Origin of the sequence: Limosilactobacillus reuteri (genome assembly GCF_013694365.1) — a bacterium.
Classification (GTDB): domain Bacteria; phylum Bacillota; class Bacilli; order Lactobacillales; family Lactobacillaceae; genus Limosilactobacillus; species Limosilactobacillus reuteri_E.
In genome coordinates, this window is record NZ_CP059275.1 from 691,620 (window position 1) to 708,028 (window position 16,409).

The window sequence follows — 16,409 nt, forward strand, 5'->3', positions numbered from 1 at the left end:
ATGTACGCAATTATCGTTACTGGTGGTAAGCAATACAAGGTAGAAGAAGGTGCTTCTATCTATGTTGAAAAGCTTGATGCTAAGGAAGGTGACAAGGTAACTTTTGATCAAGTTATCTTTGTCGGTGGAGACGACACTAAGATCGGTACTCCTGTAGTTGACGGTGCTTCTGTTGAAGGTACTGTTGACAAACAAGGTAAGGAAAAGAAGGTTGTTACCTTTAAGTACAAGCCTAAGAAGCACACTCACACTAAGCAAGGTCACCGTCAACCTTACACTAAGGTTACTATCAACAAGATCAACGCTTAAATGATTCGAGCACAGTTTAATTTAGATTCGAATCAGCGGATCACTTCTTTTAAAATGACTGGGCATGCTGAATCTGGTCCATATGGGCAAGATATTGTTTGTGCCGCGGTTTCTGCATTATCTATTTCAACGGTGAACGGCCTTGAACAAGTTATTCATACAAAGCCTCACCTTAAACAAGATAATGATAATGGTGGCTTTCTGGAAGTTACAGGATTAGACCTTGGTCATGATAGTCAGATCCTTCTTAAAACCTTTTTAAATGGATTATGTGATATCCAAGAAAGCTATCCACAAAACATTGAAGTAAAAATGTTTGATTAAATGATTATGAATTTACAATTCTTCTCCCACCACAAGGGGGGTGGTTCCACTGCTAACGGTCGGAACTCAGCTGGTCGTCGTCTTGGTACTAAGGCTGCTGATGGTTCAATCGTAACTGCTGGATCAATCATCTACCGTCAACGTGGTACTCACATCAACCCAGGTGAAAACGTGGGTCGTGGTGGAGACGATACATTATACGCTAAGGTAGCCGGTGTTGTTAAATTTGAACGCATGGGTCGCAGTAAGCGTAAGGTATCGGTTTACCCAATCGCTGAATAGATGACGATTGTTGATAAAGCTAAAGATGTCCAAGAAAAAATTATTGCTGCATGTAAGCGCAGCGGTCGCGATCCTCAAGATGTTCAACTGTTACCGGTTAGCAAAAATCATCCGGCGGCAGATATTGCAGAGCTTTATAAAGCTGGATGGAACAGTTTCGGTGAAAATTATGTTCAAGAATTAGATAAAAAGCATGATGAATTACCAGCCGACATTAACTGGTATATGATTGGCCACCTTCAGCGTAATAAGGTTAAATATATTGCTGATTACGTTACAATGATTCAATCAGTTGATTCCCTTAAGCTAATGAAGACGATTGAAAAAGAAGGAAGAAAGCATAATCGAATAATCCCGATTTTAATTGAAGTTAATGTTGGAGAAGAAGAGAGTAAATTTGGGGTTAAGCCAACTTTGCAAGATTGCATGGAATTAGCTGAGGCCAGTCTTCAATTGCCACATGTAAAGTTACGGGGATTAATGACAAGTGCTCCTTATTATGATGATCCGGAAAAAACGCGGCCGATTTTTCGCCGACTACGTGAATTGTGCGATGAAATGAACAACCAAAATGATCAATTAAAATTAGATGTTCTTAGTATGGGGATGACCCATGATTATGAAATAGCGGTAGAAGAAGGGTCAACCTGTGTGCGGGTTGGGACAGCTATCTTTGGCCCTCGTGATTACTCTAACCGGCAGTATTAAATGTCTAGAATTAAACGTTTACAGAAGAAATTTGAAAAATTATATATCGATGCATTTTTAGTAACGGATGAAAAAAACATTTATTACCTCACTGGCTTTAATCTTATTGAAGGCGATGGATGCCTTTTAATAACAAAAGATAATGCAATTATTATTACTGATGACCGGTACCAGCTTGCATTAGAAGAATTTGAAAACGATGAGGTTGTGGGAATGATTACCCGTGACTATTACGGTTCGCTTAATAAAATATGTCAGGGGATGAAAGTGACTGTTCTGGGATATGAAGATACAGTTACTTATGCCTTATTTGATATGCTTGATGAGCAGATGGCGACAGACCTTGTTCCTTTCCACCAGCAAATTGAACGGATGCGAATGATTAAGGATAGTGATGAAGTAAATGCCCTGCGTGCTTCTGCAGACTTGCATTCAGCGGGATACCGGTATCTTTTAGAAAATGTCCACGCTGGGATGACCGAGCGCCATGTTGCGAACTTGCTTGATTTTTGGATGAAAGAACATGGAGCGAGCGGGGCCTCTTTTCCAACAATTATCGCTAGTGGCAAAAATGCGGCCAAACCGCATGCGACGGCTTCAAAAAAGGTGATTGAAGACGGCGATATTGTTACTGTTGATTTTGGCTACTACTTCAATGGCTATACGGCAGACATGACCAGAACATTTGCCGTTGGTTCAATTGATCCAGAATTACGTGATGCTTATCAAATCGTCAATGAGGCCCGTGAAGCTGTAATTCAAGCTGCTCATGTTGGGCAACGAGGAGACCAACTTGACTTTGCGGGACGGCAATTAATCGAAATAGCAGGTTATGGGGATGAATTCAACCATGGAATGGGGCATGGAATAGGCTTATCGGTTCATGAATTGCCTGCTAGCTATGGACCCAGTGCTCAAAATATTAAATTGCGGAACAATGAAGTTATCACTGTTGAACCCGGTATCTATATTCCTGAAATCGGCGGGGTCCGGATAGAAGATGATATTCTGGTTACTCACGGTGGAGTTGAAGTGCTGACAAAGGCGCCAACTGATCTAATAATCGTAGGAAAATAGATGCAACTTACTACTCTGTATAATAATATTAATCAACAGGGAATGTCGGCAATTAGAAATCATCAAGAACAGCTAGATCGTAACTTGCTAAATCCTGATAAAGATATGCGTCGAGGACTGACGCTTACTGCTTCACTGCCTGCGCACGTTAGTCGGAACATTATGTTTTGCTTGCAAAAGTTGGCTGCAATTGAGCCTAACCAATACTTCTATCCTCCTGCTGACCTGCATATTACGATTATTGACCTTATTGCAGCTAGTTCATACTTTTCGCTCTCAACATTTGAAGAGGAAAAATATAAAAACGTAGTAGGGCAGATTATTTCACAAATTGGACCGATTCATTGGCGTTTAGCAGGAATGATCACTAGTTCAGGAGCACTTCTTGTAAAAGGGTATTATTCAGCAGAATTATCAACTTTACGGAATGTACTTAGGAAAGAACTGCCGTTACATGACTTATTGCTAAAAGAACGATATCCAACAATCTCAGGACATGTGACGGTTGCACGGTATACTAGTCCGCTTCAGCAGGCAGACCAATTCTTGAAAACGTTAGAAGAATTTAAATCAATTAATTTCGGACAATTTACCACATCTAGTCTCGATTTAGTCGTTCATGATTGGTATAATCATAATTCGCGGTTAATTTCTAAACTGGCGCTATGTTCCTAAATGGCTGAAGAATCAAAGATTGTTTTAAGTAGTGAAGACAAGTCACTCGGGACAATTCAAATTTCGCCACGAGTTTTAGAAATTATTGCGGGGATTGCCGCAAGTGAAATCGATGGTGTTTCAAAGATGTATGGTTCATTTGCAAATAGCGTAAGTGAACTTTTGGGACGCTCTGATCGCCGGCGTGGGGTAAAGCTTTCCAGCAATGATGAAAAATTATCACTTGATGTGGATGTTTATGTTGAATATGGTGTCTCTGTTCCTAAAGTAGCGGCAATGATTCAAGATAAGGTCAAACAACAAATCACATTAATGACTGATTTAAAAGTAAAAGAAGTTAATGTTCATATTAAGGGAATCGTAACATCTAAAGAAGACCAACAAGTAGACCCTAATGACTTGTTTGGCGAACATCTTAATGACGAGGCTGGTGAATAAATGAGTTTAAACCGACACATGATTCGTGAGGAAGCTTTTCAAGTTCTCTTCGCTTTGCAATCAGATCCTGAAGCCGATATTCAAACTGTGTATGAGGCAATTCCTCATCATGATGAAAAGCAAATTCCCCCTTATTTACTGACTTTAGTAAATGGGGTGCGAGAACATCAAGATCAGCTCGACGAACAAATCAATGACCTTCTCGCAAGCGGATGGACCATCAATCGTTTAGCAAAGCCGGATTTAGTTATTTTACGGCTTGCTTTATTTGAAATTCAATATGCTGAAAATGTTCCAACAGTAGTAGCAATTAATGAAGCACTAGAACTTACGAAAACATTCAGCAGTGATAAGTCACGTAAATTTATCAATGGAGCCCTTGGCAAATTTGAAAAACAAGTCAACACGAATAACTAAGTGACGACAATTATTGATGGCAAGGCCCTTGCTAAAAAAATCAATGCCCAGACCCAAAAACTGGTGGCACAGTTAAAAGAAAAACAAAATATAACTCCGGGAATTGCAGTCGTGATTGCTGGTGATGATGCAGCGAGCTTAATCTATACCCGAAATAAGCATAATAAGGCTACTAGGTTAGGAATCAATTCAATTTTAAAAAAATTTCCTGCTGATGTTAGTCAAGATGAGCTTCTTGCCGAAATTGAAAAGCTGAATCATGATGACACAATTGATGCCATTCTTGTTCAACAACCCCTTCCTCCTCAATTGGATTCAGAAGTAATTACCAATGCTATATTGCCAACTAAGGATGTTGATGGCCTTAATCCCCTAAATTTAGGAAAACTGTTTGCCAATCAACATGGTAATTATCCAGTGGCCTGTACACCTCGCGGAATTATGCGGATGTTGGCAGAATATAATATTGATTTACAAGGGAAAAATGCAGTTATCGTTGGTCGGAGTATTTTAGTTGGTAAACCTCTTTTAGCTCTTTTAAATAATGCTAACGCAACTGTAACAATGGCTGGAAGAAGTACTGGCGACCTTTCTGCTTTAACGAAAACAGCGGATATTTTAATTGTTGCTACTGGTGTGCCTAACCTTATCAAGGAGACAGATGTAAAACCAGGAGCAGTGGTAATTGATGTGGGAATTAATCGTTTAAGCAATGGTAAATTGACAGGGGATGTTGATTTTGAAGCGGTAAAGACAAAAGCTCAGGCAATCACTCCTGTTCCAGGTGGCGTAGGACCAATGACAATTGCAACTTTAATGGAACAAACAGTTGATTTAGCGCGGTGGAGGCATCATGGATAGATGGATAGAAGCCAGTATTTAACAGTTAGTGAACTAACTAAGTATTTGAAAATGAAGTTTGACCGGGATCCATACCTACATACGGTTTATTTAACCGGTGAGCTTTCTAATTTTCGTTTACGGCAAAAGCATCAGTATTTTAGTTTAAAAGACGATAATGCTGTGATCGATGCTGTAATGTTTGAGCATCAATTCCGGAAAATTAAATTTACTCCTGAACAGGGGATGAAAGTTTGTGTAGTCGGTCATGTAAGTTTATATGAAAAAAGTGGTCGCTATCAGATTTATATTGATCGGATGGAGCCAGATGGTCTAGGCTCTTTATACTTAGCGTTTGAACAACTAAAAAAGAAATTGAGCGCTGAAGGTCTATTTAATTTACCTAAAAAACAGATCTTAATGTTTCCGAAACGAATTGCAGTTGTTACTAGTATTGATGGGGCGGTTATCCGGGATATTAATACAACTGTTCGACGCCGTTATCCAATTGCTCAAGTTGTTCTATATCCCACTGTTGTTCAAGGAGATAAGGCAGCGGCGGATATTGCTAGACAAATTAACCGTGCCAATGACCGCGGCGACTTTGATACCCTTATTATCGGTCGTGGTGGGGGATCAATGGAAGACTTATGGCCTTTTAATGAAGAAGTAGTTGCCCGTGCAATTGCCAATAGTAAAATTCCGGTAATTTCATCAGTTGGTCACGAGACAGATACAACAATTGCCGACCTCGTAGCTGATCAACGCGCAGCAACCCCAACTGCTGCTGCTGAATTAGCAACGCCGGTAAAATTAAACGATGTATTAATGACACTTAAAGATGATCAGAATCGTTTATTAAATACGATGCGGACTAAAATTAATTTTGACCGCCAACAATTGAATAAACAGCTGCAAAGCTATATTTTTCAGCAACCGACAAGATTATATGAAAACTATGCACAAAAGGTTGACCAATTGACGCAACAGCTAGGTCAAGCAGCACAAAATAAAATGCAAGAGCTGCGAATGAACGTAGAAAGATTAAGTGGGCGTCTAACAGCTATTTCTCCACTGCATCGGGTTCAACAACAAGAACAGTTAGTTAATCAATTACAAAAACAATTGGTGACAGCCTCACTTGCCAACCAAAATGAAAAGAAACAACAAGTGACAACTCTTATTAAACAATTAGATTCACTGAGCCCCCTTAAAATTATGAGTCGGGGGTATACATATGTAACGAGTGATGAAAAAGTTGTTAATCATGCCAGTCAATTAACGGTTGGGCAAAATGTTCACCTGCATTTTGATGACGGGGAAGTTCAAGCAGAAATAAAAAAGGTAAAGGAGCACTAAATGGCAACAGCAAAACCAACATTTGAAGAACAATTAGCACAATTACAACAGATCGTTAATCACCTTGAACAGGGGAATGTGCCACTAGAAGAAGCCCTTCAACAGTTTCAAGAAGGAATCAAGCTTTCTAAGGAATTACAAATGAAGCTAACAAATGCTGAAAAAACGCTTGGGCACTTAATTGACGATAATGGTGATGAGCAAGTCTACGAAAAACAAACCGATGACCCAAGCAATAATGGCGGTGGTAACCGTGGATTTGGTAGCACTGATGAACAATAAATGAGTACACCATTGCCGATTTTAAAAGAACAGATTGAAGATTATCTAAGCAAGTCATTGGCCACAGATATTGATCAAGCAACGTTAGAAAGCTCAATGTTTTATTCCCTAATGGCTGGGGGCAAGCGGCTGCGTCCAGCATTGACGCTTGCAACAATTGAGATGTTGGGTGGCACGCTTAATGATGATCTGCTACGCGCAGCTTCTGCGTTGGAATTGCTTCATACATATTCATTAATTCACGATGACCTTCCAGCAATGGATAATGATGATCTACGCCGCGGAAAACCAACTAATCACTGTAAATTTGGGGCAGGAATGGCAACTTTAGCAGGAGATGGATTATTGACATTGGCCTTTCAGTGGGTTGCCGATAACCATCTTCCAGCTAATGTTCGGAGTCAGTTGACCCTTGAACTTGCAAAAGCCGCGGGACCATCTGGAATGGTTGCGGGCCAAGCACGGGATATTGAAGGCGAACACCAACATTTAAATTTAAACCAATTGAAATACTTGCACCGTCAAAAAACGGGGGAATTGATTCGCTATGCTGTTTTGGCAGGTGGGATTATGATGGATCAATCTGCTGAAATCAAACAAGAGCTAGCAGCATTTGGTGAAAACTACGGGTTAGCATTTCAAATCTATGATGATTTAATGGATGTCCTCAGTACTACTGAAGAGATGGGAAAAGCTGTTCACAAAGATGCTGATGAGCAAAAAAATACTTATCCAGGATTACTTGGCATAGATGGTGCAAAGGAGCAGCTACAGATAGCTTTAACTGCTGCTAATCAAAATCAAAAGAACCTTGAAAAGCTTACTGGCAAGTCATTTGCTGGTTATGATGACTTTTTAGCATATTTTAAATAAATGAAAAAAGAACGTGTAGATGTATTATTGGTCCAACAAGGGCTGTTTGACTCTCGCGAACAAGCAAAGCGGGCGGTAATGGCAGGAGAAATTCTTGGCAAAAATAATGAACGATTAGATAAACCGGGACAAAAAATTCCGATTACCACCACCCTTCACATGAAAGGCCATAAAATGCCATATTTTAGTCGGGGCGGCTTGAAATTAGCGAAAGCATTAAAAGTTTTTGATATTTCAGTTAAGGACAAGACGGTTTTAGACATTGGATCATCAACTGGTGGCTTTACTGATGTAATGTTACAAAATGGGGCGAAGTTAAGTTACGCTCTTGATGTCGGGACTAATCAGTTGGTTTGGCAATTGCGGGAAGATCCCCGGGTAGTTGTTATGGAGCAGACCAATTTCCGTTACAGTAAGTTAGCAGATTTTACTAGTGGTCAACCAGAATTTGCTTCGATTGATGTTTCGTTTATTTCCCTTCGTTTGATCTTGCCACCTTTGGCTCAGATACTGAAAATGGGTGGTGAAGTAGTGGCCCTAATTAAACCACAATTCGAAGCAGGAAAAGAGCATGTTGGCAAAAATGGGATCATTCATGATCATAAAGTTCACAGAGCAGTTTTGGAAGAAGTGCTGACCTTTGCCCGTGAAGATCATTTTGATATCCTTGGATTAGATTATTCACCAATCAAAGGGGGACAAGGAAATATGGAATTTTTAGTTCACCTCCGCCTAAGTGAAAATCCGGGGATTGTTGCCGAAGAAGTAAATATCGATAAGGTTATTGCAACCGCTGATGATGATTTAAATCATAAGGAATAAATGAAAAAAGCAGAACGACAACAAAAAATTCGTGAAATCATTACTAATGAGAGCATTGAGCGGCAGGAAGATCTTGTTGAACGCCTGCGTGAAATGGGATTGACAGTTACTCAAGCGACTATTTCGCGTGACATTAAAGAAATGCAACTGATAAAGATTCCTGCGGATAATGGGGGTTATCGTTATGGTTTGCCAGCATATCATCATCAAGGACATGAAAATCAGTTAGCTCAGACTCTTCAAGACAGTTTGGAACAATTAAAGCGCAATGACTGTTTCTTAGCGTTAACAGTTCATCCGGGGAATGGGCCGGTAGTAGCTACCTTAATTCGCAAGATGGATTTTCCAACGGTCTTCACAACAATTGGTGATGATGGGAATGTTCTTGTAGTTTGTATGTCTCCAGAAGCGGCAATTAAATTGGAAGAAAAGCTTAACGCAATGCTCGACTAGTTGTTACAAGAATTGACAATTGATAATTTAGCAATTATTAAGCACTTAACCTTAACTTTTGCTGACCAAATGACTGTTCTAACTGGGGAAACTGGTGCCGGAAAGTCAATTATTATTGATGCAGTTGGTTTGCTGGCTGGTGGTCGTGGATCGCAGGAATTCATTCGCCGTGGAGAAGAAAAATTAAGCCTTCAAGGACAATTTGCAATTCCTGATGATCCTGAATTTGATAAATTACTTGAATCACTAGGAATTGATCATGAAGATGGGATCTTAATTGTCTCCCGTGAAATTCATCGCAATGGTCGCAATATTATCCGGGTCAATGGTCAACTAATCAATACGGCAACTCTTCGTCAAATTGGTGCGGGATTAGTTGATATTCAAGGGCAAAATGAACATCAACAATTAATGCAACCTGAGACTCATTTAGGAATGCTCGACCAATTTGCGGCTAAAGAGGTTCAGCCCTTACTTCAAAAATATCAAGAAGAATATCAAGCTTATTCTAAACTCAAAGCTGCTGTAAATAAAAAACAAGCAAATGAACAACAATGGGCGCAGCGATTGGATATGCTTCGGTACCAAGTCAATGAAATTGTAGAAGCTAATCTAAAAGAAAATGAAGAAGATGAATTAATTAGTGAACGTGATCGATTGGAACACTTTCAACAAATTAATAATGCTCTTCAACTAGCTGTGACGACCTTTAATGAAGGTGAGCAAGCGCCTGTTTTAGATCAAGTTGCCACGGTGATGGACTCAATCAATGCAATTGCTGAATTTGATGATGCTTATGATAATCTTAGTAAGGCTCTTAATGATGCTTATTACGCTCTTCAAGATGTAGCGAATGAAGCTAGTCAACAATTAGACATGCTTGAATTTGATGATGAACGATTAGCTCAGATTGAACAACGGTTAACTACTATCGGTGATCTTGAACATAAGTATGGCGATACATTGGCAGATGTTTTGAAGTATTATGATAAGATCAAAAAAGAACTCGATTCGATGGAGGCTGCGGCTGATTCTAGCAGTGACCTAGAGCAACGGTTAGGAGAAGCCGAAAATAAGATTCGAGAGACTGGTCGTAAATTGAGTCAGGTAAGACAAAAAGCTGCTCATGAGCTTGGCAAAAAGGTTCACCAGCAGCTTAAAGAGCTTTACATGGAAAAAGCAGAATTTGAAGTTCACTTTGCTAATCAAAGTCGGGAACAATTTACACCGACGGGAATTGACCAGGTTGAATTTTATATTCGGACTAATCCGGGAGAATCAATGGGGCCGTTAGCTAAAATTGCTTCTGGTGGTGAATTGTCACGGGTAATGTTGGCCCTAAAGACAATTTTTGCGCAAAAGGAAGGTGTTACTAGTATCATTTTTGATGAAGTTGATACTGGGGTGAGCGGACGGGTTGCCCAAGCAATTGCTGATAAGATTCGCTTAATTGCTCAACATTCACAGGTTTTATGTATCACGCACCTGCCACAAGTAGCAGCCGTTGCGCAACATCATTTCCTTATTAAGAAATCTGTCCATGATGACCGGACAACTACTCGAGTTACACCATTGAAAGAAAACGACCGAGTTGAAGAACTTGCGCGAATGCTATCGGGTGAAAAGATTACTCAGTTGACAAAAGAGCATGCGCAAGAATTGCTTAATATGGCAAAATAAATGCAAATTGAACAAAAGTCTATTTTTAAATTTACGCCACAAATTATTAGTGATAAGCTTCGTCATCTTTTTGAAGAAGCACCTGCTGACGATCAGCAGGCAGGGTTACTTACTCCCCAACCTGCTAAACAACGACAATTATTTTTAAAACGAGCCATTAAAGATAAAATTAAAGCAACGTTTCAGCTAATGCCAATCAACAACGATGGCTATCCCGTAAACGTTACCGGTAACATCGCCCAATTAGCGAATAGCAATCGATACCTTATTACGAATCAAAATGTAAGTTATGTTGTTAACTTTGATCAAATTAGATACATTGCGAATTTATAAATGGCAAATCGTGGAATGTTAATTGTTCTTTCAGGTCCTTCCGGGGTTGGGAAGGGAACTGTTCGAAAAGCTATCTTTGATTCAAATGATAATGATTTTCAATATTCAATTTCGATGACAACTCGGAAACCACGTCCTGGAGAAGTTAATGGTGTTGATTATTTCTTCGTAAGCAAAGAAGAGTTTGAACACCAAATTCAAACTGGTGGGATGCTGGAATATGCTAAGTATGTTGACAACTATTACGGTACCCCATTAAAATATGTTAATGAGACCTTAGATTCAGGAAAAGATGTTTTCCTTGAGATTGAAGTTAACGGAGCAATGCAAGTACGGTCTAAGTGCCCAGATGGCGTGTTTATTTTCTTAACCCCTCCTGATTTAGATGAATTAAAACAACGATTGATTCACCGGGGAACTGATAGTATGGAAGTCATTAATAAACGAATTCATAAAGCATTTAGTGAAATTCAAATGATGCAAAACTATGATTATGCAGTAGTTAATGACGAAGTACCAAATGCAGTTGAAAAGATTAAAGACATTATTCGTACTGAACGGCTTCGTGTTACCCGTGTAATGCCACGTTATCTTGAAATGTTAGGAGATGCCGAAAAATGAATGATCCTTTTTCCATCAGTTGATGAATTATTAAAACATATTGATTCTCGTTATTCATTAGTTATGCTTGCTAGTAAGCGTGCCAATGAATTAGATGCAGGAGCTGCCCCATTACTTGAACATTATGATTCAAGCAAGTCAGTTGGGAAGGCCCTTGAAGAGATTTTGGCTGGAAAAGTTACGATCGATCCTGATCATACTGAAGACTTACAGGATTAAATGACACGAATTGCAGTGTATCTTACAGGCAGTATCGCTGCTTACAAGGGAATCGAAGTAGTGCGTGGACTGCAAAAAATGGGACATAAGGTTCGCGTAGGAATGACTGACGCCGCTACTAAGTTAGTCACTCCTGCTACTCCTTTTGCCTTGACGAAAGCACCAGTTCTTACTGACCTATGGGATGAGCATTCAACGCCTATTCCTCATATTGAGTTAGCTGATTGGTCAGAACTAGCAATAGTGGTACCAGCATCAGCAGATATAATCGCTAAAATGGCAACGGGACTGGCTGATGATGCTGTTTCTACCACCTTATTAGCAACTAATGCTCCTAAAATTGTAGTTCCGGCAATGAATAGCCATATGTGGTTGGCCCCCGCAACTCAACGAAACATTACTCAACTTAAACAAGATGGGGTCAATATTATGCCGCCAGTTAGTGGAAGATTAGCTGAAGGATATGCTGGTCGCGGGCGTTTGCCAGAACCAGCAGCAATTTGCCAATATATAGAAGACTTTTTAGTTAGTAGTCAAGCATTAAAGGGCAGACACGTGATTGTTACTGCTGGTGGAACACGTGAAAATATTGATCCTGTTCGTTTTATTGGTAATCGGTCCTCTGGTAAAATGGGAATTGCACTTGCTAACGCCGCGGTCCAAGTAGGAGCTAAGGTAACATTGATTGCCGGTCAAGTTACCGTCCCCCTTCCACAATCACCAGCGATTGAAGTTGTGCGCGGAATCACAACTGAAGATTTATATACCAGTTTAAAAGAACGTTTTGCGCAGGCAGACATTTTAATCATGGCGGCCGCAGTTGCTGACTATCGCCCAGTTGAGGTAGTTGATCATAAAATTAAGAAAAAAGATGGTAACCCGCATCTTACCATTGCGCTTACTGAAACTATTGATATTTTAAAGAATATTGCGAAGATGAAGCAAAACGGTCAATACATCGTTGGGTTTGCGGCAGAAACAAATGATCTTCTAGAAAATGCTAATCGTAAACTTGCTAGCAAAAATGCGGATATGATTATTGCAAATAGTGTGGCGGGAGATATGGGAGCATTTGGCAGTGACCAGAATCAAGTGACCATCTTACAAAAAGATCAAACGCCAATTAAATTAGCTCGCCAATCTAAAGCTAAAATTGCAAACGAGATTATTGAATTAATTAGTGCAAAATTAAAGTCAGGTGATTAAATGCCAGAGTTGGCACAGGTAGTTGTTGATGTTCCAACAATGCAAACAAATCAACCATATACTTATCAGATTCCGCCAAAACTTGAAAAACAAATTCAAGTTGGAGTAAGAGTGATTGTGCCTTTTGGAAAGGGAAAACGGACTGTTCAAGGATTTGTTGTTGCCCTTGACAATGCATCCCAATATGAGGGAGAACTCAAACCAATTCAGGCGATAATGGATCTTCAACCGGTAATTAATCCTGAATTAATGAATCTTAGCAAATGGTTAGCTGATACTACTTACTCTTTTTGGATTTCTTGCTTATATACGATGTTGCCTAACTTATTGAAGGCTAAGACTACTAGAATTATTCGAATTGTAGATGAAGTAGACGAGCATGTTGCCTTTGACATTTTTCATGGGCGAGATGAATTAGAAATGGCGGCGGTACAAGATAAACCGGCAATCTTAAGTAAATTGTTCAAACTGCAAAAGGAAGGAAAGATAACGATTGAATACCAAGTGGAGGATCGAGCCAAAGCTAAAACGGTGACTGGTATTCGCTCTTTGCTTAATTTTGAACAACTGGAAGATGAGCGCGCATCCCTTCATGCTAATGCTCATGCTCAAAACCGTCTTCTTTCATATTTACAATCAATTGGTAGTCAAGTTGTTAAGCAAAAGGATGCTGAACATAAAACTGGTTTAAAAGCAGCCACCTTCAATCAGGGACAACAGAAGGGATGGCTAGAAAAAACATCAGTTGAAGTATATCGACAACCCTTGGCTATGCAGGGCACTCCTGATGATGCTCATTTAGTAGCCCCCCTGCAGCTCAACGCCGATCAACAAAATGCTGTTAACCAGATTAATCAAGCAATCGACAATCATGACCCTAAAGTTTTCCTCTTACAAGGAGTTACGGGGAGTGGCAAGACAGAAGTATACTTGCAATCGATTGCTAATGCTCTTCAACAGGGAAAGACAGCATTAATGCTTGTACCCGAGATTTCATTAACGCCCCAGATTGTTAACCGTGTGCGGCGACGATTTGGCTCTAAGGTTGCTGTTTTACATAGTAGTTTATCGAATGGTGAACGATATGATGAATGGCGACGGATTGAACGTGGAGAAGCGCAAGTAGTTGTGGGTGCCCGTTCAGCAGTCTTTGCTCCGTTAACTAATTTAGGGCTAATCATTCTTGATGAAGAACATGAATCTAGTTATAAACAAGATGAATCACCCCGTTATCAGGCGCGTGAAGTAGCTAAATGGCGGGGAAAATATAATCAAGCGCCTGTAGTTCTTGGCTCTGCTACTCCTAGTCTGGAGAGTCGTGCGCGAGCAGTAAAAAACGTTTATCACTTGTTGCGTCTTCCTCACCGGGTAAATAAACAGGAACTGCCACCAATCGAAGTGGTTGATATGCGAGATGAAATTAAAAAGTACGGGGAGAGTAACTTTTCTCAAAAACTATTAACCGAATTAAATGACCGCCTGCAAAAGAACGAGCAAAGTATTTTAATGCTAAATCGACGGGGATTTTCATCCTTTATGATGTGTCGTGATTGTGGAAATGTTTTAAAATGTCCTAATTGTGATATTTCTTTGACGCTCCATATGGATACGCGGACAATGAAATGTCATTATTGTGGTCATGAAGAACCAATCCCCCGTGAATGTCCCAATTGCCATAGTCATCAGATTCGCTATTATGGGACTGGAACAGAGAAGGTTGAGCAAGAATTGCATCAATTATTACCCCAGGCCCGGATTATTCGCATGGATGTTGATACCACTCGACGGAAGGGAATGCATGCAAAATTATTGCGACAGTTCGGTCAACACCAAGCGGATATTTTATTAGGAACCCAGATGATTGCAAAAGGGCTTGATTTCCCTAATGTTACCTTAGTAGGGGTTTTAAATGCTGATACTGGTCTAGGCTTACCAGATTTTCGTGCTAGTGAACGGACTTTTGATTTGCTAAGTCAAGTTAGCGGTCGGGCTGGTCGGGCAAATAAGCAGGGGGAAGTTATTATCCAGACATATAACCCTGACCATTACGCTATTCAAGATGCCAAAATGCACGATTACGAAAAATTCTTTAACCAGGAAATGATGCTACGAAGACAAGCAAGTTATCCGCCATACTATTACACCGTTCGTTTGATGGCCAGTCATCCCGAAGAAGCCAAAGCAGCTAGGGCAATGGCAGATATCTATGGTCGCCTAAAGCAGGGATTATTATCTTCGACGGTTATTCTTGGCCCCACTCCGCGAGCAATTGCCCGGATGAAGCGTCGTTACTATTACCAAATTGTCATCAAATATAAGAAGGATCCTTACTTGCATCAGCTATTGTTTGATATTCTTCAGGATACGCAAAGTCGCGGTTTTAAGGATGTCCAAGTAAGTATCGATCCAGATCCACAATATTTTATGTAAATGTCAACATCAGTCGTTTTTATGGGAACACCCGAGTTTGCTGTTCCGATTTTACAAAGTTTAATTGATAATCCAGAATACGATATTCAAGCAGTTCTTACCCAGCCAGACCACCATATCGGCCGGAAACGTACTCTTCATCAATCGCCAGTTAAAGAATTAGCTGAACAATATAATATCGAAGTCTTACAGCCAGCTAAACTCAGCAAAAGTCCTGAAATGGAGAAAATTATTAATTTGCAGCCTGACTTAATGATTACTGCTGCTTATGGGCAATTCCTTCCAACAAAGTTATTGGCGGCTGCTAAAATTGCAGCAATCAATGTTCACGGTTCATTACTGCCAAAATATCGTGGAGGGGCCCCAATTCAATATTCCATTATTAATGATGATAAAGAAACCGGGGTCTCCATTATGTACATGGTTAAGAAGATGGATGCGGGCGATATTATTTCACAAAGGTCTATTCCGATTGAAGACACTGATGATAGTGGCACTATGTTCAAAAAGCTTAGTTTGCTAGGAAGAGACTTGCTGTTAGAAACGCTGCCTAAACTTATTAGCGGGGATGTTAATCCGGTCGCTCAAGATCCAGATAAAGTAGTCTTTTCTCCCAACATTACTAGTGAACAAGAACAGATTGATTTCCGACTTCCGGCACGGTTAATTGATGCGAAGGTGCGGGGATTACGGCCGGCTCCTCTTGGTAATATGATTATTGATGGATTACGCACAAAAATTTATGATGTGACCCCATTAGAAGAAAAAACAGACCTTGAACCAGGGAAAGTAGTGCGGGTCACGAAGCATCAATTAGTAATTGCCGCTGGAGATGGAACGACATACCAGATTAATAAGTTAAAGCCAGCAGGGAAAAAGGCGATGGATATTACTTCTTACCTTAATGGACATAAAGATATTACAGAGGGAGGCCAAGTTGTAAGTGAAGACTAAGTGAAGACTAAATTTCAACCGCAAAATGCGCGTGAATTAGCTTTAGTGGCGCTTGAAGGAGTTGTCGAAAATGGTGCATACTCAAACTTGCAGGTTGACCAGTTATT

The 16,409-nt window shown here is 40.1% G+C and carries 22 protein-coding genes (1 of these 22 only partly in view); all 22 read left to right on the forward strand.

What is annotated here, in order from left to right; all coding sequences use genetic code 11:
• Tightly spaced (each overlapping or abutting the next), the 22 genes in view from rplU to rsmB form a layout consistent with a single transcriptional unit that may run on beyond the window.
• Positions 1 to 309 carry a 50S ribosomal protein L21 gene (gene rplU, locus HHK02_RS04020; protein ID WP_003664009.1) on the forward strand — a complete coding sequence of 103 codons (309 nt, stop codon included), beginning with the start codon at positions 1 to 3 and terminating at the stop codon, positions 307 to 309.
• A complete protein-coding gene (locus HHK02_RS04025; RefSeq protein WP_085719311.1) occupies positions 310 to 633 on the forward strand; it encodes a ribosomal-processing cysteine protease Prp in 324 nt (107 codons plus the stop codon). It abuts the gene before it with no gap.
• Complete coding sequence (gene rpmA / locus HHK02_RS04030; RefSeq protein ID WP_003672232.1) at positions 634 to 915, forward strand: 50S ribosomal protein L27; 282 nt, start codon at positions 634 to 636, stop codon at positions 913 to 915.
• Positions 916 to 1,623: a YggS family pyridoxal phosphate-dependent enzyme gene (locus tag HHK02_RS04035; protein WP_098046317.1), complete on the forward strand. Its 708-nt coding sequence runs from the start codon at positions 916 to 918 to the stop codon at positions 1,621 to 1,623.
• Positions 1,624 to 2,700: a M24 family metallopeptidase gene (locus tag HHK02_RS04040; RefSeq protein WP_098046316.1), complete on the forward strand. Its 1,077-nt coding sequence runs from the start codon at positions 1,624 to 1,626 to the stop codon at positions 2,698 to 2,700.
• Complete coding sequence (locus tag HHK02_RS04045; protein ID WP_085678787.1) at positions 2,701 to 3,375, forward strand: 2'-5' RNA ligase family protein; 675 nt, start codon at positions 2,701 to 2,703, stop codon at positions 3,373 to 3,375.
• The gene (locus HHK02_RS04050; RefSeq protein ID WP_003663867.1) at positions 3,376 to 3,813 is read left to right on the forward strand and encodes an Asp23/Gls24 family envelope stress response protein; all 438 of its coding nucleotides are present in this window, start codon (positions 3,376 to 3,378) and stop codon (positions 3,811 to 3,813) included. It abuts the gene before it with no gap.
• Positions 3,814 to 4,230, forward strand: a complete 417-nt coding sequence (gene nusB / locus HHK02_RS04055) for a transcription antitermination factor NusB (RefSeq protein WP_078009313.1) — start codon at positions 3,814 to 3,816, stop codon at positions 4,228 to 4,230.
• Complete coding sequence (locus HHK02_RS04060; protein ID WP_085678778.1) at positions 4,231 to 5,091, forward strand: bifunctional 5,10-methylenetetrahydrofolate dehydrogenase/5,10-methenyltetrahydrofolate cyclohydrolase; 861 nt, start codon at positions 4,231 to 4,233, stop codon at positions 5,089 to 5,091. It begins immediately after the preceding gene.
• On the forward strand, positions 5,092 to 6,429 hold the full coding sequence (gene xseA, locus HHK02_RS04065; protein WP_078009315.1) for an exodeoxyribonuclease VII large subunit: 1,338 nt from the start codon (positions 5,092 to 5,094) through the stop codon (positions 6,427 to 6,429).
• Positions 6,430 to 6,711, forward strand: coding sequence for an exodeoxyribonuclease VII small subunit (locus HHK02_RS04070; RefSeq protein ID WP_078009316.1), 282 nt, complete (start codon positions 6,430 to 6,432; stop codon positions 6,709 to 6,711).
• On the forward strand, positions 6,712 to 7,584 hold the full coding sequence (locus HHK02_RS04075; RefSeq protein WP_078009317.1) for a polyprenyl synthetase family protein: 873 nt from the start codon (positions 6,712 to 6,714) through the stop codon (positions 7,582 to 7,584).
• A complete protein-coding gene (locus HHK02_RS04080) occupies positions 7,585 to 8,406 on the forward strand; it encodes a TlyA family RNA methyltransferase (protein WP_181462792.1) in 822 nt (273 codons plus the stop codon).
• Entirely contained in the window at positions 8,407 to 8,859 is a 453-nt protein-coding gene (locus HHK02_RS04085) for an arginine repressor (protein WP_078009319.1), read from the forward strand.
• Entirely contained in the window at positions 8,860 to 10,539 is a 1,680-nt protein-coding gene (gene recN / locus HHK02_RS04090) for a DNA repair protein RecN (protein ID WP_172748263.1), read from the forward strand. It abuts the gene before it with no gap.
• A complete protein-coding gene (locus HHK02_RS04095; protein WP_181462793.1) occupies positions 10,540 to 10,872 on the forward strand; it encodes a hypothetical protein in 333 nt (110 codons plus the stop codon).
• Positions 10,873 to 11,493 (forward strand): guanylate kinase, encoded by a 621-nt coding sequence (gmk, locus tag HHK02_RS04100; protein WP_003672217.1) that lies wholly within the window; start codon positions 10,873 to 10,875, stop codon positions 11,491 to 11,493. It abuts the gene before it with no gap.
• Entirely contained in the window at positions 11,494 to 11,712 is a 219-nt protein-coding gene (rpoZ, locus tag HHK02_RS04105; RefSeq protein WP_003663855.1) for a DNA-directed RNA polymerase subunit omega, read from the forward strand. It begins immediately after the preceding gene.
• Positions 11,713 to 12,918 (forward strand): bifunctional phosphopantothenoylcysteine decarboxylase/phosphopantothenate--cysteine ligase CoaBC, encoded by a 1,206-nt coding sequence (gene coaBC, locus HHK02_RS04110; RefSeq protein WP_181462794.1) that lies wholly within the window; start codon positions 11,713 to 11,715, stop codon positions 12,916 to 12,918.
• Entirely contained in the window at positions 12,919 to 15,348 is a 2,430-nt protein-coding gene (gene priA, locus HHK02_RS04115; RefSeq protein WP_181462795.1) for a primosomal protein N', read from the forward strand.
• Positions 15,349 to 16,302 carry a methionyl-tRNA formyltransferase gene (gene fmt, locus HHK02_RS04120; protein ID WP_003672214.1) on the forward strand — a complete coding sequence of 318 codons (954 nt, stop codon included), beginning with the start codon at positions 15,349 to 15,351 and terminating at the stop codon, positions 16,300 to 16,302.
• On the forward strand, positions 16,303 to 16,409 hold the 5' portion of the coding sequence (gene rsmB, locus HHK02_RS04125; protein WP_181462796.1) for a 16S rRNA (cytosine(967)-C(5))-methyltransferase RsmB. 1,243 nt of this gene lie beyond the right edge of the window; only the first 107 of its 1,350 coding nucleotides appear in the window; it begins with the start codon at positions 16,303 to 16,305; the stop codon falls past the right edge of the window.